20 protein-coding genes and 2 tRNA genes are annotated in these 21,144 nt (G+C 48.6%); 16 read left to right on the forward strand and 6 right to left on the reverse strand.

Going from position 1 to position 21,144, the window contains the following annotated elements; translation table 11 throughout:
- The first annotated feature begins 35 nt into the window (after positions 1 to 35).
- Entirely contained in the window at positions 36 to 959 is a 924-nt protein-coding gene (locus C9J01_RS19655; protein WP_107299836.1) for a LysR family transcriptional regulator, read from the forward strand.
- 57 nt (positions 960 to 1,016) lie between these two features.
- Here C9J01_RS19655 and nrfA read toward each other — a convergent pair whose 3' ends face one another.
- The gene (gene nrfA / locus C9J01_RS19660) at positions 1,017 to 2,462 is read right to left on the reverse strand and encodes an ammonia-forming nitrite reductase cytochrome c552 subunit (protein WP_107299837.1); all 1,446 of its coding nucleotides are present in this window, start codon (positions 2,460 to 2,462) and stop codon (positions 1,017 to 1,019) included.
- Positions 2,463 to 3,013: 551 nt separating this feature from the next.
- Between nrfA and nrfB the strand changes: the two genes are divergently transcribed.
- From nrfB to nrfF, 6 genes are all read left to right on the forward strand, one after another.
- Positions 3,014 to 3,619, forward strand: a complete 606-nt coding sequence (nrfB, locus tag C9J01_RS19665; RefSeq protein ID WP_107299838.1) for a cytochrome c nitrite reductase pentaheme subunit — start codon at positions 3,014 to 3,016, stop codon at positions 3,617 to 3,619.
- Positions 3,620 to 3,629: 10 nt separating this feature from the next.
- A complete protein-coding gene (gene nrfC / locus C9J01_RS19670; RefSeq protein WP_107299839.1) occupies positions 3,630 to 4,322 on the forward strand; it encodes a cytochrome c nitrite reductase Fe-S protein in 693 nt (230 codons plus the stop codon).
- The gene (gene nrfD, locus C9J01_RS19675; RefSeq protein ID WP_107299840.1) at positions 4,319 to 5,278 is read left to right on the forward strand and encodes a cytochrome c nitrite reductase subunit NrfD; all 960 of its coding nucleotides are present in this window, start codon (positions 4,319 to 4,321) and stop codon (positions 5,276 to 5,278) included. The genes nrfC and nrfD overlap by 4 nt, the downstream gene beginning before the upstream one ends.
- A gap of 65 nt (positions 5,279 to 5,343) precedes the next feature.
- The gene (locus tag C9J01_RS19680) at positions 5,344 to 7,317 is read left to right on the forward strand and encodes a heme lyase CcmF/NrfE family subunit (RefSeq protein WP_107299841.1); all 1,974 of its coding nucleotides are present in this window, start codon (positions 5,344 to 5,346) and stop codon (positions 7,315 to 7,317) included.
- Positions 7,318 to 7,343: 26 nt separating this feature from the next.
- Complete coding sequence (locus tag C9J01_RS19685) at positions 7,344 to 7,889, forward strand: DsbE family thiol:disulfide interchange protein (protein WP_107299842.1); 546 nt, start codon at positions 7,344 to 7,346, stop codon at positions 7,887 to 7,889.
- Positions 7,882 to 8,355 (forward strand): heme lyase NrfEFG subunit NrfF, encoded by a 474-nt coding sequence (gene nrfF / locus C9J01_RS19690; protein ID WP_107299843.1) that lies wholly within the window; start codon positions 7,882 to 7,884, stop codon positions 8,353 to 8,355. The genes C9J01_RS19685 and nrfF overlap by 8 nt, the downstream gene beginning before the upstream one ends.
- Positions 8,356 to 8,419: 64 nt before the next feature.
- Here the strand turns inward: nrfF and brnQ (C9J01_RS19695) are convergent, their stop codons facing one another.
- Positions 8,420 to 9,724: a branched-chain amino acid transport system II carrier protein gene (gene brnQ, locus C9J01_RS19695; protein ID WP_107299844.1), complete on the reverse strand. Its 1,305-nt coding sequence runs from the start codon at positions 9,722 to 9,724 to the stop codon at positions 8,420 to 8,422.
- Positions 9,725 to 10,289: 565 nt separating this feature from the next.
- Positions 10,290 to 11,606, reverse strand: coding sequence for a branched-chain amino acid transport system II carrier protein (gene brnQ / locus C9J01_RS19700; protein ID WP_107299845.1), 1,317 nt, complete (start codon positions 11,604 to 11,606; stop codon positions 10,290 to 10,292).
- Between the two features lie 460 nt (positions 11,607 to 12,066).
- On the opposite strand from brnQ (C9J01_RS19700), the gene gloA2 reads away from it, so the two are divergent.
- Positions 12,067 to 12,453: an SMU1112c/YaeR family gloxylase I-like metalloprotein gene (gene gloA2 / locus C9J01_RS19705; RefSeq protein WP_107299846.1), complete on the forward strand. Its 387-nt coding sequence runs from the start codon at positions 12,067 to 12,069 to the stop codon at positions 12,451 to 12,453.
- On the opposite strand, the gene C9J01_RS19710 is transcribed toward gloA2, so the two are convergent.
- Both C9J01_RS19710 and C9J01_RS19715 read right to left on the reverse strand, forming a co-directional pair.
- Positions 12,446 to 12,646, reverse strand: coding sequence for a hypothetical protein (locus C9J01_RS19710; protein ID WP_107299847.1), 201 nt, complete (start codon positions 12,644 to 12,646; stop codon positions 12,446 to 12,448). The two genes, gloA2 and C9J01_RS19710, sit on opposite strands and share 8 nt — an antisense overlap.
- A gap of 211 nt (positions 12,647 to 12,857) precedes the next feature.
- Complete coding sequence (locus tag C9J01_RS19715; protein ID WP_107299848.1) at positions 12,858 to 14,132, reverse strand: amino acid deaminase; 1,275 nt, start codon at positions 14,130 to 14,132, stop codon at positions 12,858 to 12,860.
- 173 nt (positions 14,133 to 14,305) lie between these two features.
- Between C9J01_RS19715 and C9J01_RS19720 the strand changes: the two genes are divergently transcribed.
- The 6 genes from C9J01_RS19720 (at position 14,306) to C9J01_RS19745 (ending at position 20,564) form a co-directional block, all read left to right on the forward strand.
- Positions 14,306 to 15,169 carry a MurR/RpiR family transcriptional regulator gene (locus tag C9J01_RS19720; RefSeq protein WP_107299849.1) on the forward strand — a complete coding sequence of 288 codons (864 nt, stop codon included), beginning with the start codon at positions 14,306 to 14,308 and terminating at the stop codon, positions 15,167 to 15,169.
- Positions 15,170 to 15,235: 66 nt separating this feature from the next.
- The gene (locus C9J01_RS19725; RefSeq protein ID WP_107299850.1) at positions 15,236 to 16,675 is read left to right on the forward strand and encodes an N-acyl-D-amino-acid deacylase family protein; all 1,440 of its coding nucleotides are present in this window, start codon (positions 15,236 to 15,238) and stop codon (positions 16,673 to 16,675) included.
- Between the two features lie 53 nt (positions 16,676 to 16,728).
- Positions 16,729 to 17,121: a RidA family protein gene (locus tag C9J01_RS19730; protein ID WP_107299851.1), complete on the forward strand. Its 393-nt coding sequence runs from the start codon at positions 16,729 to 16,731 to the stop codon at positions 17,119 to 17,121.
- A 267-nt stretch (positions 17,122 to 17,388) separates the two neighbouring features.
- Positions 17,389 to 18,879, forward strand: a complete 1,491-nt coding sequence (locus C9J01_RS19735; protein WP_107299852.1) for a sodium:solute symporter family protein — start codon at positions 17,389 to 17,391, stop codon at positions 18,877 to 18,879.
- A gap of 127 nt (positions 18,880 to 19,006) precedes the next feature.
- Complete coding sequence (locus C9J01_RS19740; RefSeq protein WP_187462272.1) at positions 19,007 to 19,900, forward strand: PfkB family carbohydrate kinase; 894 nt, start codon at positions 19,007 to 19,009, stop codon at positions 19,898 to 19,900.
- 31 nt (positions 19,901 to 19,931) lie between these two features.
- On the forward strand, positions 19,932 to 20,564 hold the full coding sequence (locus C9J01_RS19745; RefSeq protein WP_107299854.1) for a bifunctional 4-hydroxy-2-oxoglutarate aldolase/2-dehydro-3-deoxy-phosphogluconate aldolase: 633 nt from the start codon (positions 19,932 to 19,934) through the stop codon (positions 20,562 to 20,564).
- 27 nt (positions 20,565 to 20,591) lie between these two features.
- Here the strand turns inward: C9J01_RS19745 and C9J01_RS29530 are convergent, their stop codons facing one another.
- A complete protein-coding gene (locus C9J01_RS29530) occupies positions 20,592 to 20,783 on the reverse strand; it encodes a hypothetical protein (protein ID WP_146157102.1) in 192 nt (63 codons plus the stop codon).
- Positions 20,784 to 20,858: 75 nt separating this feature from the next.
- Here C9J01_RS29530 and C9J01_RS19755 point away from each other — a divergent pair.
- Together C9J01_RS19755 and C9J01_RS19760 are read left to right on the forward strand one after the other, a co-directional pair.
- Positions 20,859 to 20,932: transfer RNA gene (locus C9J01_RS19755), tRNA-Cys, on the forward strand.
- A gap of 85 nt (positions 20,933 to 21,017) precedes the next feature.
- A tRNA-Cys gene (locus C9J01_RS19760) sits at positions 21,018 to 21,091 on the forward strand.
- Positions 21,092 to 21,144: the final 53 nt, after the last annotated feature.

A 21,144-nucleotide genomic window follows, 5' to 3' on the forward strand; every position in this document is an offset into this window, starting at 1 on the left:
ATAATTGCGGTTGGATAAGACTTAGGAAAGAAAGCGTGGATAAATTTTCCGACATGATGCTGTTTGTCAGTATTGTCAAAAACCAAGGGTTGGCAGCAGCGGGTAGGGAGTTGGGCTTGTCACCGGCAACAGTGACTGCAAGGCTGCAATCCCTAGAGGAGCGTTATGGTGTCAAGCTACTGAACCGAAGCACTCGCCACCTCTCTCTGACCGACTCGGGTGCGATGTACCATCAGGCATGTTTGGAGATCCTCGATAGCGTGAAAGAAACGGAAAACTTGCTTCAAACAGGTTTGACGGAAGTGCGTGGCACATTGAAAATTTCCGCACCACGTGACATTGGTAAACAGTATATTTCACCTATTGTGTCAGCGTTTGCTGAGCAATACCCCGATGTCACTCCATACCTTTACTTGAACGATAACTTGTCGAACTTAGCTGAGTCCGGGTTGGATATTGTGATCCGCTACGGTGAGTTGGCTGACAGCAACCTTATATCGCGTAAATTGGCTGCCAGTCGGCGTGTGTTGTGTGCATCTCCTGAGTACTTGGCAAAAAAAGGAACCCCCATCAGCCCGCAAGATTTGGCTAATCATGATTGTCTAGCCATGGTGCGCAGCAACGAAGAGCTAAAAACGTGGCATTTCCAGGATAGCGAGAAGCATAATGTTATTACTGTGCTGCCCAAGCGTTGTTCCGATGATGGCGAGGTAATCCGTCAATGGGCATTGGAGGGAGCAGGCATTGCACTTAAATCTATCTTGGATGTACAGGAAGATATTAACCAGCGCCGACTTGTTACGCTGCTCAATGGTTACATGAAGAATTTCAATGCATCCACATCCTCTGCTGGTGCAGATTTGAATGTCATTTATATGAGCAGGCAATATCAGCCTAAGCGGATCCGCCTGTTCTTGGATTTCCTGATAGAGCGGTTTGAACTTTTAGCAGATAAGTAAAAAAACGCCCCGATATTCACCGGGGCATTGTTCAATGGGATAACTAACGCAGGTTAGTTATTTCTCGTCGTAGCTCGCTTCACGAACTTTGGCTTCTTCTTCCCACTTAGGTACAACAGTATTTAGGAAGTCTTCTTTTTCCTGGTTCATTGCATCCATATCCATGCCAAGAGCTTGCTGGGCTTTCAGCTTGGTTGAGATATCAGGAATTTCAACTGGGTCAGTAATGCCTTTGGTCGCGAGTAGGCGAACCACTTTAGCACGGGCATCAGCCGCTTTATCAAGCGCGGTACCTAGTACACGTAGGGCAACTTCTGGGGCGTGCATGTGAACACCGTGAGAAGCAATGGCGTAGTCCCAACGCCATTGTGCGTGGCGGATATCGGTCAGGATTGGCTTCATCTCTTCTTCAGTCGCGCCAGCATCCCAAGCGGCTTTCGCTTCGAAGTGAGCAGCAACGATTTGCTTCTCGGCACGAAGTTTCATCTCTAGCACCTGAGCTTTACGGGTAGAAACAATGCCCTGTAGTGTTTCTTTATCTTGGGTGTGGCAGTTAGCACAAGTGTCTTCGAAGCGGTCGAATGGGTTACCGATCTTGTGATCAGTAAAGACAACACCGTCTTCGTTCTGTACTTTCGGCATGTGACAGTCAATACAGGTCACGTTGTTCTTGCCGTGGATACCATCGCGCCATGTTTCGTACTCTGGATGCTGCGCTTTGATCATCGGTGCTTTAGACAGACCGTGGGTCCAATCACTGAAGCCGATATTGTCGAAGTACACTTCCATCTCATCAACGCCAGTTCCCATATCCCATGGGAACTTAACTGAGTTGTGGCTTTGCTTCTGGAAGTAGTATTCAACGTGGCACTGACCACAAACTTGCGCTTGCTGGTCTAGGCGAGAACCATCCTCAAATTTCTTGTCGATGGCTTCCATCGCACGGGCTGCGTATGGGCGCGACAAAGCCAAGGCTGGCTTGCCTTGTTTGAAGTCTTCGCTGTTGGTGTTGTGGCAGTCGGCACAACCGATGGTGTTGCTGATTTCAGAACCCAAGCGTGCCCACTTGCCTTCGAAATAACCATCTTCGCCGCGCTCGTCAATGACACGGGCAACGTCAGGGCTCTTACAGCTCCAACATGCCATCGGCATTGGACCCGAGTTGGCATCCTGTGGACCACCAGTACGTAGGGTTTCACGTACATCGGTTAGGGCGTAGTAGTGACCACGGGCTTTGTTGTAGTCTTTGGCAAAGCCATAGCCTGCCCAAAGGATAACCATGTTCGGGTCACCTTCTAGGGCATCTTCGATATGATCGCTTTCTTTGGTTGCTTCCCACGATTTGTACTGGTCTGCATGGGCCGCTGCAAAAGCTTCGTTTCGCGCCTCAATTCTTTCTTTTTCAGCAGGTTGCTCTTCGTTTGCCAACGCATTGCCAGAAAGAAATATTGCAGACAGTAATGCTGCAACAGCGGCAGTATTTCTCGTCCATTTATTACTCACGATGTGCACTCCATAATTCTTGTTGTAAATAGAGCCAAGCGTTGTGAATGCGGCTTTTCGATGCAAACAGAATTAGAGTTCTAAATAAGAATATCAGAAAGGAGAAAAACCGAGATAAAAGCGTTTTCTTTTTTGTCTTGGATCAAAAGGCAAAAGTGAATAACGCGAGGTAGATTAATAATTTACCTATATACCCCTTTGTGGGTATTTACATAACCCTTTGGGATGGTGTTGGTTTTACGCTGTAATATCATTTTAAAACAACACGTTATGGTATGTTTTGGGATTGATCTAAATCAGTAAAAGTTCATGTTCAATACCACTTATACGTTATTTGTTATTTGTCGCATATTTTCACATCTTGAAATATAGTTTAATAAGCTTGTTGAGCGTTGTGGCTTAAAAATGATGCAAATAAGAATTGATTTCAAGTGCAATGGATTATTAATTGCAGAAATCAAGGGGCACTTTTGTGCCTGATTTGTATTATCAGCACCGGTTACTTTTTGATTTTAATAAAAAAGTAATTGTGGAAGATGAAAAGGTGAAAAATGGGCAATCATAAAGTAGCCCTGAATAGCATGCTGACATTGTTTGTCGCTATGTGTATTTGGGGTTTCTCAATCAATGTTGCCGCAGACTCCCAAAGCACAGAAGCCACAGCAGCCAATCCTTCTGTAACCACTTCGGAGTCCGGCAGACATGTCGTTGAATTCATCCGTGACCGGGATTACGCCTGTACCCAGTGCCACAAGGATGAAAAAGACGTTCTCAAGGGCGCACATAGTGCCGCCATTAATCCGCATACTAACCGCGATGTGACCTGCGTGGATTGCCACAGTAATGTAGGCAAAGACCATCGCAATGGCGCAAAAGAGGTGACCAAGTTTGCTCCAGCCCAGTCTGTTGCCGGCACTGAAAAGCCTGCGGCTGATGTTGCCTGGATAACCCAGCAGAACGAAACTTGTGTGAACTGTCATGAGCCTGAGAATTTACGTGAAGCGAACTGGACCCACGATGTCCACGCTTTGGATCTCTCATGTGCTTCTTGCCATAACATCCACCCAACATCTGATCCGATGAAAGGTATCGAGAGAAAGCCAAGAATCAAGCTTTGCGTCGACTGCCATTCAGATCAGACAAAAGCAAAAAAGTAGGGGAGAGTTTATGACGTGTTCAAGACGTAACTTCCTGGCCGGTGCCGGGGCAGTTATCTTCACTACAGGGGTGGCAGCCTCTAACCTCGTCGGTGGTCGCAAGACCTTGGCAGCGACCATGGAAGATGGTGTGAAGCGCTATGGCATGGTCCATGACGAAACACTGTGTATCGGCTGTACCGCCTGTACCGATGCCTGCCGCGAAGTCAATAATGTGCCTGAAGGGGTATCACGGCTGGAAATCGTCCGCAGTGAACCACAGGGTGAGTACCCAGATGTTGACTATCAATTTACCCGTATCTCTTGTCAGCATTGTGATAACGCACCTTGTGTCCATGTCTGCCCGACTGGGGCGGCCTTCAAGGACGATGAAACCGGTATTGTGGCCGTCGACAACTTCAAGTGTGTGGGCTGTGGATACTGCCTAGCGGCTTGTCCTTACCAGGTGCGTTTCTTCCATCCTGAAACTAAGTCTGCGGATAAGTGCGACTTCTGCCGTGAAACCAACCTCAAGGAAGGCAAACAACCTGCTTGTGTTGAGTCATGTCCAACCAAGGCACTTACATTTGGTGATTTGAATGATCCAAATAGTGAAATCAGCCAGTTGATCACCCAAAAGCCGGTTTACCGCCAAAAAGTCGAACTCGGCACCGCACCTAAGATGTACAAGGTGCCACATGGAAAAGGGGAGATAAAAGGATGAGTACGACATTTGCAGATGCCTTTTATTTTGACTCACTGGTCTGGGACTGGATCATTGCGGTCTACTTGTTCCTCGCTGGGATGTCAGCCGGTGCGGTAATGATTGCCATCTACCTCAAGCGTAAAGTGATCGAAGGCTACCCGGCCAGCAACGGTATTATTAAAGCGACGGCGATTCTGGCGCCGTTCGGGATTATCGTGGGGCTGTTGATTCTGGTCTTCCACCTGACCAAACCGTGGTCATTCTGGAAAATCATGATCTTCTACAACCCGACTTCGGTGATGTCGATGGGTGTTGTGTTGTTCCAGGTTTATATGGTGGTTCTGTTTGCTTGGATTGCCATTATCTACAAGAACGAACTGCTGGAATTACTGGGTGGAAAACTGCCAATTGTCGGCAAGGTGTTGAAGGTATTGGACCGCTTCGAAAACAGTATCGAATTGTTCCTTGGCTTCCTGGCTTTGGTACTGGCTGCCTATACCGGTTTCCTACTGTCGGCGTTGCAAACCTACCCAATGCTGAATAACCCGGTATTACCGATCCTGTTCCTGTTCTCCAGCTTGTCGTCAGGTGCAGCAGCCTGCTTGCTGTTCGGTGTGGTGTTCTTCAAAGAATCAGCGAAAAGTGCCAGTGTCAGCTGGGTGCACAAGTTCGAACGTCCGGTAGTGATGTTCGAGTTGTTTGTGATTTTCGCTTTCTTTACCGGTTTGTACTTCGGTGGCGGCCAAAGCCAGGTCGCAGCTGTTGCGGCAGTCGGCGGTGGTTTCTGGGCCAGTTGGTTCTGGTATGGGGTGATTGGCATGGGGATGTTGGTGCCATTGGGCCTCAATGCCGTGAGTCCTTCAGGCGTTAAACACAACAAAGCCTTTATTATGCTGGTGACGACCCTAAGTTTGATCGGTGTACTAATGTTGCGTACGTTTGTGCTGTATGCTGGTCAAATGACGACCTTATAGGTCGATGTAACAAAGATGGAATCGCCACAGTTTGCGCTGTGGCGATTTAGTAACAAGGAATATAGATGCTCCCTGAAGTCGGACATTTTTCGTTAATCCTCGGTATGGTATTCGCCTTGCTCGGTGCTACTGTCCCGGTTGTCGGATTGGTCAAAAAGGATTCATACCTTACTCGCTATGCTTGGCCATTAAGTTATGGCGCCTTTAGTTTTATCGGTATCTCGATTATTTTGCTCGGGGCGTGTTTCGCACTGGATGATTTTTCGGTTGCCTATGTTGCCCATCATTCCAATACCCAATTACCCATTTTCTTCAAGCTCGCTGCAGTATGGGGCGGGCATGAAGGCTCCTTTTTATTTTGGTTGTTCTCCTTAACCCTGTGGACTGCACTTGTAGCGTGGGTGTGCCGCAAGCTCGATGAGGCGTTTATCGCAAGGGTACTTATTACCCTGTCAGGGTTAGTTCTGTTGTTCAGCTTGTTTGTGTTGCTGACATCGAACCCGTTTGAACGCCTGTTCCCAACCCCACTGGAAGGTCGAGACTTAAACCCGATGCTGCAGGATGTCGGGCTGATTTTCCATCCACCAATGCTGTACTTGGGCTATGTTGGTTTTGCCGTGAGTTTTGCATTTGCCATCGCTGCTTTAACTGGCGAACATGGCAAAGGGGAATGGGCGAAATGGAGTCGTCCTTGGACGCTGGCTGCTTGGGTATTCCTAACCGGTGGAATTGCTCTGGGGTCTTGGTGGGCATATTACGAGCTTGGTTGGGGGGGCTGGTGGTTCTGGGACCCAGTGGAGAACGCTTCGCTGATGCCATGGCTGACGGGAACCGCGCTGATCCACTCTTTGATGATCACCGAATATCGCAAGGCGTTATCGGGCTGGAGTTTGTTGCTGGCGATCTTCACTTTTTCCCTGAGTTTGCTGGGCACCTTTATTGTACGCTCTGGTGTACTGACATCTGTTCACGCCTTTGCGGTTGACCCGACCCGGGGAGTGACGCTGCTGGCGATGCTGGCCTTGATCCTTATTGTTGCCTTGTCACTGTTTGCTGTCCGCTCTGGCCGTTATTTTGTTGCCGCTAAGTTTGGCTTCCTATCGAAAGAAGCCATGTTCATGGTGGGGAACAGTTTATTTGTAGTATCCATGCTAACGGTACTACTCGGCACCTTCTACCCATTGGTGTTCCAAGCGCTGGGCTTGGGTAATATCTCGGTTGGCGCGCCGTATTTCAACGCCATGTTTGTACCGATGAGCTTTGTCTTGTTCCTATTTATGGGGTTGGGTGTGGTGATCCGCTGGCACAAGGTTGGCCTAGAAGATGTAATAACCCGCTCTCTGGCGCCAATGTCGGTTTCTATTGTGTTGGGTGTGGCGCTGTCTGTAATGTTCGAGCGTGGGGTAAACATTACCGTTTGCCTAGCCTTTATCACCGCAATCTGGATAGCGCTTTGTGCCTTGCAAGCAATGTACATGCGTATCCTTGCCCGCAGGGCGAAAGGGATGAGTGGCATTGTATGGAAGCAAGCGGCCATGGTGATTGCCCACATTGGTGTATCTGCAACCATCATCGGGGCGACCTTGGTGAGCTTTTATGATGAAGAGATCAGCAGCAAGATGGGGCCGGGAGATGCCGTTTCCCTTGGTGAATATCACTTTACTTATCAGCAGACTGATTTGTTGGTCGGCCCGAATTATACTGCTGAACAAGCACAAATCACGGTAACCAAAGATGATGCCTTTATTGCCACTATCCGCCCCGAACGCCGTCATTATACGGTTCGCACTATGAATATGAGTGAGCCGGGGATTGCATGGTTCTGGCATGGTGATATTTATATCACCTTAGGGGAAAAACTGAACAGTACAGATTATGCCGTGAGGATCCAGTATAAGCCCTATGTCCGCTGGTTATGGCTGGGAAGTATCTTGATGATGATTGGCGGAGTAATTGCTGTGGTTAGTTTGGCGAGCAAACGGGTGTCGCACAAGCTGCAGCAACCCAAGAAGATAGAAACTATTGTGCTTTGGAAATAGTGGTTAGAGAGAAATAGTGTAAAAAGATGAGAAAAAATAGCCGTTATCTTCCGTTAGGTGTCGTTGTTGTGATTCTGGCAATCATCAGTTTGTCGATGGTGTTCACCCAAGACGGTCATGCTCCAAAGCTTGAGAACAAACCGCTGCCAACATTCAGCCTGCAGCGGTTAGATACATCGGGCGCTGCGGATGAAAGCCTATTCACGGGTAAGTTGCAGCTGCTTAATGTCTGGGCCTCCTGGTGCGCCGTGTGCAAAAGCGAACATGCCTTCTTGTTGCAACTGGCTCAGCAACATGAGGTTTCTATCGTCGGGCTCAATTACCGTGACAATCGCCAAGCGGCAATGCGGGAACTGAACCAAAGTGGTAATCCCTACCAAGCCGTGCTGTATGATCCCAAGGGGGCGTTTGCCTTGGATCTCGGTGTATATGGCACGCCGGAAAGTTATTTAATCGACAGCACGGGTACTATCCGCTATCGCTATTTAGGGGCCTTGGATGAAAATGTCTGGCAACGGGAATTCGTGCCAGTGATCAAGATGCTGCAACAGGAAGATCAAGCAAATGGGTAGGAGTGTATTTAATTGGTATAAACAGTTTATGCTGGCTGCCATTATTTGTGTGTTTGCTGCTGGTGTACCTGCTATGGCACAAAGCGAACAGATTTTTGTTGCTGCAGATACTGAATTGGTTGAATCGGTTGAGACGTTTCAATTTCGCTCTTTAGCTGAGCAACGTCGCGCGATTCAGTTGTCACGCCAGTTGCGTTGCCCACAATGCCAGAACCAGAACCTGATCGAATCTAACTCACCGGTAGCGAAAGATCTACGCCTCAAGGTCTATCAGATGGTCAATGCCGGGCAAAGTAATGAAGTCATCATTGAATACATGACGTCGCGCTTTGGTGATTTTGTGTTGTATAAGCCCCGCTTGAACCCTCAAACCTACTTATTGTGGGGTGGGCCTTTTTTGCTGCTGGCATTATTTGGTTCGATTATCTGGGTAACGATCCGGCGACAGCAGCGTATGAGAGAGTAACTCGGGCAAATTTGGCACGGGTAATAGAAAGGGAAAATACATGGCTGTATTTTCCCTTTTTTATTTATGCCTTACTACTTTCTGGTTGTTGTGGTGTATTAAAAAGCAGGACTCTTCTTGAGAGCAAAACCAGCGCACAAGGCAACAGCCAACTGGCGTTCGCAGAGTATAGCGGCAGCCACTGCTTAAAACTCTCATCGAGTGCCGCTGGTACGGCATCAAGGATACTTGCAGCATCTATTGAACCGAAGAATAAAGCAATTGTGATGGCGGCAATGTAGGTGTTGCGGTACTTTTGCTGCCCTGGGTAGAACAATGCACAGAGGATCAAGGCGATAGCGACTGGGCAGAGTACCAAGATAGCAGGAAGGCTCAGGGCTAAAATTTGGTCGAGGCCCACATTGGCGATAAAGCCGGTTAGCACAACAACAATCGAGGCTGTACGACGGAAAGGTACGCCGAAGGTTTGTTGGTAATACTCGGTGCAAGCGTTGGTTAAGCCGACTGTGGTTGTCAGGCAGGCCATGATAATAATTGCTGCCAATAGTAGTTGCCCGTAATCACCAAAATGGTGGGCGACATACAGGCTCAGTAGTTCACCGCCATTGGTTGCCGCGTGGGCAATTGGACTGGATGTCGCACCAACATAACCCATAGCCAAATAGCACGCGCCCATCAGAACAATATAAATCAGAGCCACTTTGAATGTCGCTTTACCTACCGCTTTTTTGCCGGTTACTCCCTTGCTGTTAATCGCTTTGATGATCACCCAGCCAAAGCCGACTGCCGCAATGGCATCCATAGTCATATAGCCTTGTACCAAGCCTTGTGTGAAGGCGAAGTTGATATACTCACCTTGAGGTGCAAGTGGCGCAGATAAGGGATTGATAATAGCGGTAACAGCCAGCGTGCAAAGCATGATGATTAGCAAGGGCGTCATTACTTTTCCTATGTAATCAACCAGTTTCCCCGGATGAAAAGCCAGAAGCAGAGTTAAGCTACAAAAGATAAGAGAAAAAAGTGGTAGCTGGTCGCTATCGACAAAAGGATTAATACCCATCTCATAAGCAACGGTGACGGCGCGCGGCATGCTGAATGCTGGACCAACAGCTGTTAATAGGGCGACCCAAATCAAGGTAGCCAGCCAGTTGGGTAATGGGTTGGTTAGTTGTTTGCTATCGCTCAAGCGTCCGAAAACTATCAGGGTTAAAGCGGGTAGGCCGACGGCTGTGATCAGAAATCCTGCCATGGCAGGCAGTAAGTGGGTACCGGCTTCCAAGCCGAGAAAAGGCGGAAAAATAATGTTACCCGCGCCGAGAAACATGGCGAAGGTCATCAGTCCGATGGCAAGTGTATCGTTAGTTTTCATTGGACGAACCCTGTGTTTGCTTTTAATTCTTGGGACCGTCAGGGGCTGGGAAGATAGATATAAAGATATGTCGATTCTCCGTCAGCCTGGCTGACGGAAATAGCCGCCAGCCTAGATAACGATGACTAGGACGACGACAGAGACGACAGATTGTGTTGCACGCACAACCGCACGCTTGGCATTAGCCAGAACGTTTTGAGCAGCGTTGTGATGGATTAGATTGAGCATTGAGCTCTCCTAGTGCAAAAACAAAAATTGGTCGTAGCAACGTGATGTTACTTGGGTATACAACATATAAGCATTTTTTTGAGCTGTAAACAGTAAAAGTAAAAAAAGTCACAACACTGGTCAGTGGGTGTATATACGACTGGGTGTAATGCTGATCGGTTTCTATTTATTCTGATTGGAGGGCTTATACCTAATGTTTTTGTTTGCTGTTGGGTTTTCGTTTCGTCAATTTGAGCCTTTTTTAATCGAAGCGGAAATGGCCGATTGATTAAAACCGCCCCTCAAAGTTAAAGAGGCGGTTTTGTTATTTTAGGCTCTTATTTAACGATTATCGCCACTATTTCGCAGACATTGAAACCGTTTCTTTTCTTCGCTGTGAAAGCGATGCATTCGCCAAGATGCTGAAAAGTAGTGTCGTCAAACAAGGTAGGAACCAGCTTGCATGGGCAGTGTAGAGCGGCATGTATTCAACCAGCATAGCTTCCCACTTAGCAGGGATCAAACCGAGGATATGCAAGGTATCTATGGTGCCGAAGGCCAATGTGACAGACACTGTCGCGACGAAGATATAACGCTGGTATGGCGATTTTTTCACCATTAAAGCAGTGATAACTAGCGCTATCGCCACTGGGCAAAGTACCAAGATGACTGGCAGGCTGATCGTTAGGATTTGATCAAGGCCGAAGTTGGCAAGCAAGCCTGTCAGTACGCACACGATAGTTGCAGTGGTAGTAAAAGGAGTATTGAATGTTTGCTGGTAATACTCAGCACAAGCATTTGTCAGGCCTACGGTAGTGGTCAAGCATGCCATCACAATGATGATCGCGAGTAGGAGCTGGCCCTGTAGACCGAATAGGTTTGCCACATAGCGAGTAAGGATCTCACCACCGTTGGTAGCGTCGCTGGCAACGGCAGATGAAGTGGCACCGACATAAGCCATTGCCAGGTAGCAAGCTGACATCAGTGCTGCATAGATCAGCGTAACCTTCACCGTGCTGGCAAATAAGCCGTTAGTTGAGGTGACCCCCTTGTCTTGAATAGTCTTGATGATCACCCATCCAAAACCAACGGCAGCGATAGCATCCATGGTCATGTAACCCTGGATAAGGCCCTGGGTTACAGCCTGATGTTGGTAGTCAGCGTTCGGCACGGTCATCGGGCTTATTGGCGAGACAAAGGCCGAGACGGCGAGGACTGCCAGCAATAGCACCAATAGTGGTGTCATTACTTTGCCGATGTAATCAACCAATTTTCCCCGTTGGAAAGCAAGCAATAGGGTGACAGTTACGAAAACCAGCGAAAAAGGCAGCAATAGGTTGTCTTGGGTAAATGGCGCAATACCCATTTCATAGGCAACGGTCACAGCGCGGGGCATGCCAAATGCAGGGCCGATGGCAGTAAACAACAAGACCCAAAAACTGGTGGCCATGGGTTTTGGCAAAGCGGCAGTCAGTTGCTGGCTATGGCTCAGGCGGCCCATGACGATCAGCGTCAGGGCTGGTAGGCCGACGGCGGTGACGAGAAAGCCTAGCATGGCAGGAAAATATTGTGTGCCGGCTTGAAGGCCAAGAAAAGGGGGAAAGATGATGTTTCCGGCACCAAGAAACATCGCAAAAGTCATTAGGCCAATCGCCATGGTGTTTTGTTTAGTCATTCGGACAAGTCCTCTGATATTAATCAGTTTTTGTTATGGACCGTCAGAAAGGCTGAAGAAAAACAGGTAGGTTGAGACTTTGCTCCCCGTCAGCCTGGCTGACGGGTGAATAGCCGCCAGCCTAGTTAATAATCACTAGAATAGCAGCAATAATGTTACGCGATACGAATGTTCCGCCTGTCGTCATAACAGGTTTGCAAACTGGGCGTTGGCAAGTTGTTTGATTAGCGAAATGAAACACGGCGTTTTCCTGAACATAAGTATCGAAGTCATTTACAACATATAAATAAAAAACTGTGTTGTAAATACCCCGCAGATAAAAATATCGCATTTTTCTGCTCGACCAGATACCTAGCCTGCTTATCGGGTTCGAGGGTGGGTTTTCTGCCCATTGCGTTACGGAAGTTAGGGTGGGATAGTAGCACTATTGAATTAGTGTCATGATTATTAAGGGCTATTTATGTTAAAGGCGATACACCATGCCGCAATTATTTGCTCAGACTACTCAAGGTCTAAAGCCTTCTATGTTGATATCTTAGGTTTGAAAGTGTTGGCAGAGCATTACCGCGAAGCAAGGGATTCCTGGAAGTTAGATTTGCAATTGCCGGACGGCAGTCAGGTTGAATTATTCTCCTTTCCGAATCCGCCTGAAAGGCCAAGTTTTCCTGAGGCTAGGGGACTACGCCATTTGGCGTTTGTGGTCGATTCCGTTGAGTTGGTCGCAGATTATCTTGAGTCGAGGGGCGTTGAAGTAGAGCCGATCCGGATCGATGAATATACAGGTAAGGCATTCACCTTTTTCCAAGATCCGGATGGATTGCCATTGGAGCTCTACCAAGCTAACTGAGGATACCCGTAAGCAAACCAGCAAAAACTAAACTAGCGACCCCGTAGAACCCGAATTCGATACGGGATTCAACCAGGCTATTTTCATTGGTTGGTTTGGCTGTCGCCATGGTAAAAAAGGAACCGCCGGCCAAGCCAAGGAGCAGTACGATCAAACCAAATAGCGTACCTTCAATGAGATAAGTGAAATTCATAAACAGGCCTAATCCTTTGTGGCACGTGAAATGATATAGGGATAATACACATCTCATGCCATATGGCAACGAAATAATATTTATAAACCTTATATAAAACAGGGTTTTAGCTAGTTATGTTGTGCGCGTGAATGAATAGGCAGCAACACACTTATTGCTGCCTGAATTATGACCAATGTATAAGTGGCGAATTAGCTTAATTTATCATCAGTTAGAAACATGTCTCTACTAGGTGTGATACTTGGAAGTCTTCATCAGCAATACAGATGTATTTCCACTTATCAAACGTTAGGCACGGATGTGAGGTTGAAAATGCAATAACATCGCCTACACGCAGATCGTGGCCTTCAGGGACAGTAACGAAAGTGTGCTGATCCATGATCGCCGTCGCCTCCAGACCTCCCACTTCAATCAGTTCGCCATTGCGATAGCCACGCTCTGGAATAGGAAGCCCTGCATCAAATGCTACATCACGCTTGCCAAGACCGATCACGGCTTTGCCAGACTCCGGGCGGGAAATGACATACGCCCACACTTCCAGTGCTGACTCAAGATCTCCACCCAGATCACAGGCATAGCCCTGGTTCACTTCTGCCCGAGCCATGACATTATTCTGGGCATCTTGGTAGATCCCGGTATCGTGGATGAGGTAACAGCCCGGGCGGATAATTGCCAATAGGTGCTGGCACTGGGCAAAGCTCTCAGCCACGACGTCATACCAGGCAGAGCCTGCGCCGGTGACAATTGGGCTATCAAGCTTGATTAATCCTTCTTCCTTCAGAATTTCAACCGTTTGTACGGTCGTTGCCAGGAACTCACGGATAGCTTGCTCGGCATTGTCACCGTGGATCACGCCTTCATAGACTTCGATACCGGCTAGGGAGATCCCTTCAAGGCTGTCGATGTGCTGAGCCAGCGAGATCACCTGTTGTGGAGTACGGCAACCGCAGCGGCCACCTTCAACACCAAATTCAATCAGGGCATGAACTGTTACCCCGCTACCGGCAAAGAATGTAGAGAGTTGTTCGGCATTCTCTTTCGAGTCGACGCAGCAATAGAAAGTGACGTCGTGCTCAGACAACAGGCGCTTGATGATTGCCATGTTGGCTTTACCTACCAACTGGTTAGCCATCATGATGTGCTTGGCACCTGCTGACGCTGCCACTTCGGCATGCGGGGCTGTAGCGATAGTTAGGCCCCAGGCTCCGGCTTCAAGCTGCTGCTCAAAGAACGCAGGTGTCATGGTTGTCTTGCCATGCGGTGACAGTTTGACGTTGTGATGATTTGCAAACTGTTGCATCCAGTTCAGGTTGTTATCAATCGACTGCTGTTTGATAACGGCTGCAGGCAGGCTGATTTCTTCGTTAATTAGGCTGTATTTGCCCTCCGTTTTTTCATCCACCCATATCCCTTTGGTACCTACGGGATATTTTTTGTGATGAATATCTTGGTATTTACTAACATGCTTTTTATTTGCTTGGGTCATTTATTATTCTCCTAACATAGCTCTCAGGGCTTGTTATTACTGCCTTTTGGCGAGGTGATAATATTATCGGTGTTAGAAACTATCAAACATTGCTGTGCATTTTGTGCTGTTTCTCACTGTTTTGAACCTGCCCTGAAATTACTATTTGCCCTGTCGAGAGAAAGGTGAAAGCCGTGACTATCGAAGTCGATATTGTTTCAAGAATTACCGAGCGCTTCTCGCAATTGCGAGATGCAGAGAAGAAAGTCGCCATGTTGGTGATTGATGATTTGGCCGCTGCATCGGGTTACAGCATTACTCAAATGGCAGAAGAAGCCGGGGTGAGTGAAGCAACCATTACTCGCTTTGCCAAAGCGGTTGGCTGTAAAAATGTGCGGGATCTGAAGCTCAAGTTAGCCCAGTCACTTGCCATCGGCCAGCGATTCATCCATGAGTCGCCTGATCAGTCGGGGATCCAAGGGGTTTATGAGTCGATCAAGAATGTGATCAACATTAACCGCAAGGTTGTCGATGAGCAGGATGTGGCTACAGCGGTAGAGATGCTGCAAAACGCCCGGCAGATTTTGGCCATTGGTATGGGTGGTGGCTCAACCATGTTGTCGCAGGAACTGCAATTTCGCTTGTTCCGTCTGGGCTACCCGGTAACGGCCTACAACGATGGCCTGTTGGCAAGAATGGTAGCTTCAACTGCCGATGCCAATGATGTGATGGTAGTGATTTCTGCGACCGGTTATACACCAGAAGTGGTAGAGCCGGCATCGATTGCCAAACAATATGGTTTGAAGGTGATAGCCATAACGCCCAAGGAGTCACCGTTGGCAGAAGTCAGCGACTTAGTTCTGCCGGTTGTCACCAAAGAGACCGATTTTATCTACAAACCGTCGGCATCACGTTACGCCATGATGGCGTTGATAGATGTGCTGTCAACGGAGTTGGCCTTGAGCCACAAGCGCCGGACCCGCGATAAGCTGCGCCGACTGAAGTTGGCATTAGACAGTCATCGTGGTGGAGAGGACAGACAGCCTCTCGGCGATTAACACAACCTGGCCGAACAGTTCGGATTAACGGTTGTGCAGAATTAGCGTCATAAAGAAGGAAGTTTCATGCAGTTCGATACCGTTTTCCGAAATGTTCAAGTTGTTGATGGCTCGGGTAGTGAGCCTTACAACGCCGATGTTGCTATTACAGGGGATCGTATTGCAGCCATAGGGGATTTAGCCGGGTGTGAGGCAACACAGATCGTCGATGGTCATGGCAAGGCATTAGCGCCGGGCTTTATCGATGTACATACCCATGATGATACCAATGTGATCCGTTATCCCGACTGCTTGCCGAAGATCAGCCAAGGGGTCACCAGTGTGATTGTAGGCAATTGCGGGATCAGTGCTTCTCCAGCAATGCTGGCCGGTGATCCGCCGGATCCGATGAACCTGCTTGGCAAGCAGCAAGATTTCAAATACCCGACATTTTCGTCATATGCCGAGGCGGTAACGGCTGCACAGCCTGCCGTGAATGTTGCTGCGCTGGTGGGTCATACCACACTGCGCAACAACGAGATGGGTGACCTATACCGTGCAGCATCAGGCGACGAAATTGCAGCAATGAAAGCCAAACTGCACGCTGCGATGGAGCAGGGAGCCCTGGGGTTGAGTTCTGGCTTGGCATACGCATCAGCGAAAGATGCCCCGACAGAAGAAGTGATGGCCCTTGCCGAAGAGTTAGCAGAATTCGATGGTATTTACACCACCCATATGCGTACTGAATTCGAGCAGATCCTTGAGGCGATGGAAGAAGCGTTTGCTACCGGTAAGCATGGCAAGGTGCCAGTGGTGATTTCACACCTCAAATGTGCCGGTGCCGGTAATTGGGGCCGCACAGTTGAAGTACTCAACCTGATGGAGAAAACCGCCAAGCACCAAGACGTGGCATGTGATTGCTACCCGTATTCGGCGAGCTCCTCGACGCTCGATCTTAAACAGGTCACCGATGAGATTGATATCTTCATTACATGGTCAGATAAGCACCCTGAGCATGCAGGAAAAATGCTCAAGCAAATTGCTGAGGAAATGGACTTGCCGTTAATGGAAGCGGCCAAGCAGCTCCAGCCAGCAGGCGCTGTGTACCACTGTATGGATGAGGCCGATGTCGAGCGGGTACTGAAATACCGATTAACCATGGTGGGCTCAGATGGCCTGCCGAACGACCCACACCCACACCCTCGTTTGTGGGGATCGTTTCCAAGGGTGCTGGGCTATTACAGCCGCGAACGCCAGTTGTTCTCACTGGGCCAGGCGATTCACAAAATGACGGGCATGTCGGCCAAGCGCTACTGCCTCAAAGACAGGGGAGAAATTCGCGAAGGGGCCTATGCCGATATCGTGATGTTCGACCCGAACACCATTATCGATGTTGCAAGTTTCGAAAATCCGATTGCAGCAGCGAAAGGGATTGACGTGGTCATGGTCAATGGCTGCATCAGTTATCAAAACGGGCAGGTGAGTACTAACCGCCATGGCCGTTTCCTATACCGTCATCAGGACTAAACACCCTGGGACAACAAATTGAACTTAGTAACACAACGTTGGAGAAAGAAATTATGACTATCACACGCTACGGCATCGAAGGCGGTACAGGCACAGGCGGTCAGCACCTACCTTTTGCACGTGCAACTCAGGCGGGTGGTTTCCTGTATGTCTCTGGTCAAACACCAATGACAGACGGTGAAGTGGTTGAAGGTGGCATTGTCGATCAGTCTCGCTTAGCGATTCAGAACTGTGTCGACATCATGGAAGAAGCAGGCTACGGCCTTGAAGACGTGGTACACGTGAAAGTGGTACTGACTGACTCTCGCTACTTCCAGTCATTCAACAAAGTGTTTAAAGAGTTCTTCGGTGAGCACCCACCGGCGCGTATCTGCATGGTATGTGACCTGGTCGTCGACGTAAAAGTTGAGGTGGATGTGACGTGCTACCGCGAAGATCGCCGTTAATTCAGGCATTATCTTCGGGCCCCGCATAAAACAATACAGCGCGGGGCCAGCAGAAGCCTGAATGACAAGCGATGCCACAACGGAAGTTGGCAGGCTATTACAACTAGAGACAAAGAAATTGAGCCGGAAGGCCAAAGAAAAAAGGTTGGCAAAGTACCAACCTGAAAAAAAGCAAAATACTGAAATGACTCAGTAACTCATGGGGTAGTAAGTGATGAGACTATCCCCAAGCAAATAAAAGCAATGACGGATTATAAGAGGTATGGGATGAACAGTACACTCTTTCTCACCGGTTTCGGTGCGTATGTGGTTTTTTTAATCTGGTTAGGTTGGTTTGTATCACGTAACCAGAAATCAGGCGAAGACTTTCTACTTGGAGGTCGTGGTCTTCCGCTGTTCTTGGTACTAGGTACCACGGTAGCCACCATGGTGGGTACAGGTTCGAGCATGGGCGCTGTTGGTTTTGGTTATGCCAACGGTTGGGCCGGTGCACTTTACGGTATCGGCGGTGCGCTGGGTATCTTGCTGCTCGCTTACTGGTTCGCTCCAGTACGTAAGCTGAACTTCATGACCATGAGTGAAGAACTGGCTTACTACGTGGGCGCCAACAAGATTGTCAAAAATGTGGTCGGTATCCTGATCTTTACTGCCTCTATCGGTTGGTTGGGGGCACATATCCTTGGTGGTGGTATGTACCTGGCTTGGATTGCTGATATCGAGCTGAATACTGCCAAGATGATTATCGCTGCTGCGTTTACTATCTACGTCGTAATCGGTGGTTACACCGCGGTAGTTTGGACCGATACGATTCAGGCCGTGATCCTTTTTGCCGGTTTCATCCTGATGGCTGTTCTGTCGGTTGAGCATATCGGTGGTCTTGATAACCTGTATGCTGCTATGGAGCCAGCGTCTGTCAGCTTCCTTGGCTTGGAAAAACTGGGCATGATCCCGGGTATCTCTCTGGCATTGGTTGTTGGTGTGGGGATCTTGGCAACCCCTTCTTTCCGTCAGCGTATCTACTCTGGTAAAGATGTACCAACTATTCGCCGCTCATTCGTGATGTCGGGTGTACTGTACTTGTTCTTCTCTATCATCCCTGCGGTTATTGGTATGTCAGCACATGCGATTAACCCGGAACTGAATAACGCCAACTTTGCATTCCCATATGTTGCTGCAACAGTGCTTCCAGTGGGTATCGGTATGATTGTTCTGATTGCGGGCCTGTCTGCAACGATGTCGAGTGCAAGTTCCGATGCAATTGCCGGCGTGTCTATCCTGCTGCGCGATATCTACATCATGTTCACGGGTAAAGTCCCATCAAAAGACAAGATGGTTACCTACTCACGTATCGCACTGGTTATTTGTATCGGTTTGGCACTGCTGTTCGCCCTGACTTCGAATGACATTATCAGCTACATCACCAAGATGATTTCTACGGTAATGTCCGGCATGTTCGTGTGCGGTATGCTGGGTCGCTTCTGGGGCCGCTACAACTGGCAGGGTGCACTGGCTACCTTGGCAGGTGCATCAGCAGCGTCATTCTCTGTTATGTTCAACGCTGACTGGACGGCATTCTGGGGCAACCCGGTTATCCCATCAGTCACTACAGCCTTGGTTGCCGGTGTGGCAGTAAGCTTGGCGACACCAGCTAACAAGGTCAGCAAAGAAGAAGCGAAAGCCATCCTTGATGCCGAGCGTGCCGCGATGGAAAAGCCTGAAGAGCAAGGTATCGACGCTCAACCGGCTACCGCGAAATAATCATCTAAAACTCGTCAAAATGCAGGCCTTTGTTGTGATGTAAGGCCTGCATCTTCAGTTACGCTTTAAATACAGTTCGAATAATTAGAAAGGTAGCAGTGTGAAAATTGCATTTTTTGGTGAGTGCATGGTCGAGCTTAGCGGCCAACCGCTACAACGGACATTTGGTGGCGATACGTTAAATACGGCGCTTTACCTGTCACGTTTAGGCACTAACCGTGATATCGCTGTTAGCTACGCTACGGCATTAGGTATCGATAATATTAGTCAGGATATGCTCAGTGCCTGGCAACATGAAAATATCGATACCTCTATGGTACGTAAACTAGAAAATAAACTACCGGGCCTATATTTGGTGGAGACAGAGCCTAACGGTGAGCGTCACTTCCATTACTGGCGCAATGATAGTGCGGCGAAATTCTACTTTGCCAGTGGTCTGACTCCGCTAGAGCAAGCTATCGAAAATCATGACTTTGATGCCCTTTATATCAGTGGGATCAGCCTGGCTATTTTGGCTGAAGATGCCAAAGCGACCTTGATTACCCTGTTGGAAAAACACAAAGCCAAAGGCGGCAAAGTGCTATTTGACAATAACTTCCGCCCACAGCTTTGGACCTCAAAGCAAGCCCAGTATTGGTATTCGCAAGTTCTGCCATTTGTTGATATTGCGCTAATCACCGAAGACGACGACCACTTGGTATGGGGAGAGACAAACATTGTTGACCGATGCCAGTCATTCGGGTGCCAAGAAGTCGTTATCAAGCGGGGCAGTGAGCCATGTCTGGTGGTCAGCGAACTGCAATCAGACCAACCGCATGAGTCTTATATTGCCGCAAACAAAGTGGAAAAGGTTATTGATACCTGTGCTGCTGGTGACTCGTTTGCTGCGGGCTATTTGGCTGGGCGCCTAAGTGGAGGTACTGAAGCGGCTGCTGCCGAATTGGGCCATCAGCTAGCGTCTACCGTTATCCAGCATCCTGGTGCGATTATCCCAGCCGATGCAATGAAAGAATTAATGTAATTAGATTTACTGTAAATAGGAACACCTGAACATGTCTCAGCAGATCATCGAGAAACTTAAAGCCTTCAAAGTTATCCCTGTCATTCAAATCAACGATGTGTCACAGGCGGTGCCTTTGGCTAAAACCCTAGTTGAAAATGGCCTTCCGGTTGCCGAAGTGACCTTCCGTACTGAAGCGGCGGCCGAAGCCATCCGCTTGATGCGCGAAGCTTACCCAGAGATGTGTATTGGTGCGGGTACCGTACTGAATGCTGAGCAAGTGGACCGTGCTAAAGAAGCGGGGTCTGAATTTGTGGTAGCGCCGGGGCTTAACCCAAATACGGTGCGTTACTGCCAGCAGCAGGGAATTCCGATGGTACCGGGGGTGAATAACCCAAGCCAGGTTGAGCAGGCACTAGAGATGGGGCTGACTTTCTTGAAGTTCTTCCCAGCTGAAGCGTCTGGTGGTATCAATATGGTTAAGTCATTGTTGGCACCATACGTTGACATTACCTTTATGCCAACCGGCGGTATTGGTAAGGCAAACATCCGTGATTACCTAGCGATTGATCGTGTAATTTGTTGCGGTGGAACTTGGATGGTGGCGCCTAAGCTGATCGAAAATGGTGACTGGGAAGAAATCGGTCGCTTGGTGCGAGAAGCAGTTGAGTTGGTCAACAACTAACAATAAAGTTAACCACGTATAAATTGTTTATCTATGAAGCCCACCTTTGGTGGGCTTTTTTAGTCCTATTTTCAGCTCAGCAGAAACTTGAGGCAGAAGTTTTCGAGTTAAAAAACGCGGAGCGGTGCTTGGATTCCATACGATTAAGGCCGCTTTTTTGGCTTGATGTGTTGGAAATTGTTCAGTTGAAGCAAGTTCTTGTATTTTTGTTTGACTCATCCCTGAAAATCAGTAAATTACACCTCCGTACCGCAGCGGCATTGGCCGAGACTAAGTGGTTACAGCAAAATTGATGGCGCGTTGGCAGAGTGGCTATGCAGCGGATTGCAAATCCGTGGACCTCGGTTCGACTCCGGGACGCGCCTCCATTATTTCGGTTCTGGTGCCTTTGGGCGGCAGCAACTAAACAAACGACCTAATAGTAATAGCTAAATAGGTACATTTGAACAATTTGGCGCGTTGGCAGAGTGGCTATGCAGCGGATTGCAAATCCGTGGACCTCGGTTCGACTCCGGGACGCGCCTCCATTATTTCGGTTCTGGTGCCTTTGGGCGGCAGCAACTAAACAAACGACCTAATA

It is taken from the genome of Photobacterium rosenbergii (genome assembly GCF_003026455.1).
GTDB classification, from domain to species: domain Bacteria; phylum Pseudomonadota; class Gammaproteobacteria; order Enterobacterales; family Vibrionaceae; genus Photobacterium; species Photobacterium rosenbergii.

What these genes read in the sequence shown, in the direction of transcription:
- nrfB (WP_107299838.1), top strand. Translation starts at nt 3,014, where the DNA reads ATGGGCAATCATAAAGTAGCCCTGAATAGCATGCTGACATTGTTTGTC.
- brnQ (WP_107299844.1), bottom strand. Translation starts at nt 9,724, where the DNA reads ATGAAAACTAACGATACACTTGCCATCGGACTGATGACCTTCGCCATG.
- C9J01_RS19745 (WP_107299854.1), top strand. Translation starts at nt 19,932, where the DNA reads ATGTCTCAGCAGATCATCGAGAAACTTAAAGCCTTCAAAGTTATCCCT.
- C9J01_RS29530 (WP_146157102.1), bottom strand. Translation starts at nt 20,783, where the DNA reads ATGAGTCAAACAAAAATACAAGAACTTGCTTCAACTGAACAATTTCCA.
- gloA2 (WP_107299846.1), top strand. Translation starts at nt 12,067, where the DNA reads ATGTTAAAGGCGATACACCATGCCGCAATTATTTGCTCAGACTACTCA.
- C9J01_RS19680 (WP_107299841.1), top strand. Translation starts at nt 5,344, where the DNA reads ATGCTCCCTGAAGTCGGACATTTTTCGTTAATCCTCGGTATGGTATTC.
- nrfC (WP_107299839.1), top strand. Translation starts at nt 3,630, where the DNA reads ATGACGTGTTCAAGACGTAACTTCCTGGCCGGTGCCGGGGCAGTTATC.
- brnQ (WP_107299845.1), bottom strand. Translation starts at nt 11,606, where the DNA reads ATGACTAAACAAAACACCATGGCGATTGGCCTAATGACTTTTGCGATG.
- C9J01_RS19725 (WP_107299850.1), top strand. Translation starts at nt 15,236, where the DNA reads ATGCAGTTCGATACCGTTTTCCGAAATGTTCAAGTTGTTGATGGCTCG.
- nrfD (WP_107299840.1), top strand. Translation starts at nt 4,319, where the DNA reads ATGAGTACGACATTTGCAGATGCCTTTTATTTTGACTCACTGGTCTGG.
- C9J01_RS19735 (WP_107299852.1), top strand. Translation starts at nt 17,389, where the DNA reads ATGAACAGTACACTCTTTCTCACCGGTTTCGGTGCGTATGTGGTTTTT.
- C9J01_RS19715 (WP_107299848.1), bottom strand. Translation starts at nt 14,132, where the DNA reads ATGACCCAAGCAAATAAAAAGCATGTTAGTAAATACCAAGATATTCAT.
- nrfF (WP_107299843.1), top strand. Translation starts at nt 7,882, where the DNA reads ATGGGTAGGAGTGTATTTAATTGGTATAAACAGTTTATGCTGGCTGCC.
- C9J01_RS19685 (WP_107299842.1), top strand. Translation starts at nt 7,344, where the DNA reads ATGAGAAAAAATAGCCGTTATCTTCCGTTAGGTGTCGTTGTTGTGATT.
- C9J01_RS19710 (WP_107299847.1), bottom strand. Translation starts at nt 12,646, where the DNA reads ATGAATTTCACTTATCTCATTGAAGGTACGCTATTTGGTTTGATCGTA.
- C9J01_RS19740 (WP_187462272.1), top strand. Translation starts at nt 19,007, where the DNA reads ATGGTCGAGCTTAGCGGCCAACCGCTACAACGGACATTTGGTGGCGAT.
- C9J01_RS19730 (WP_107299851.1), top strand. Translation starts at nt 16,729, where the DNA reads ATGACTATCACACGCTACGGCATCGAAGGCGGTACAGGCACAGGCGGT.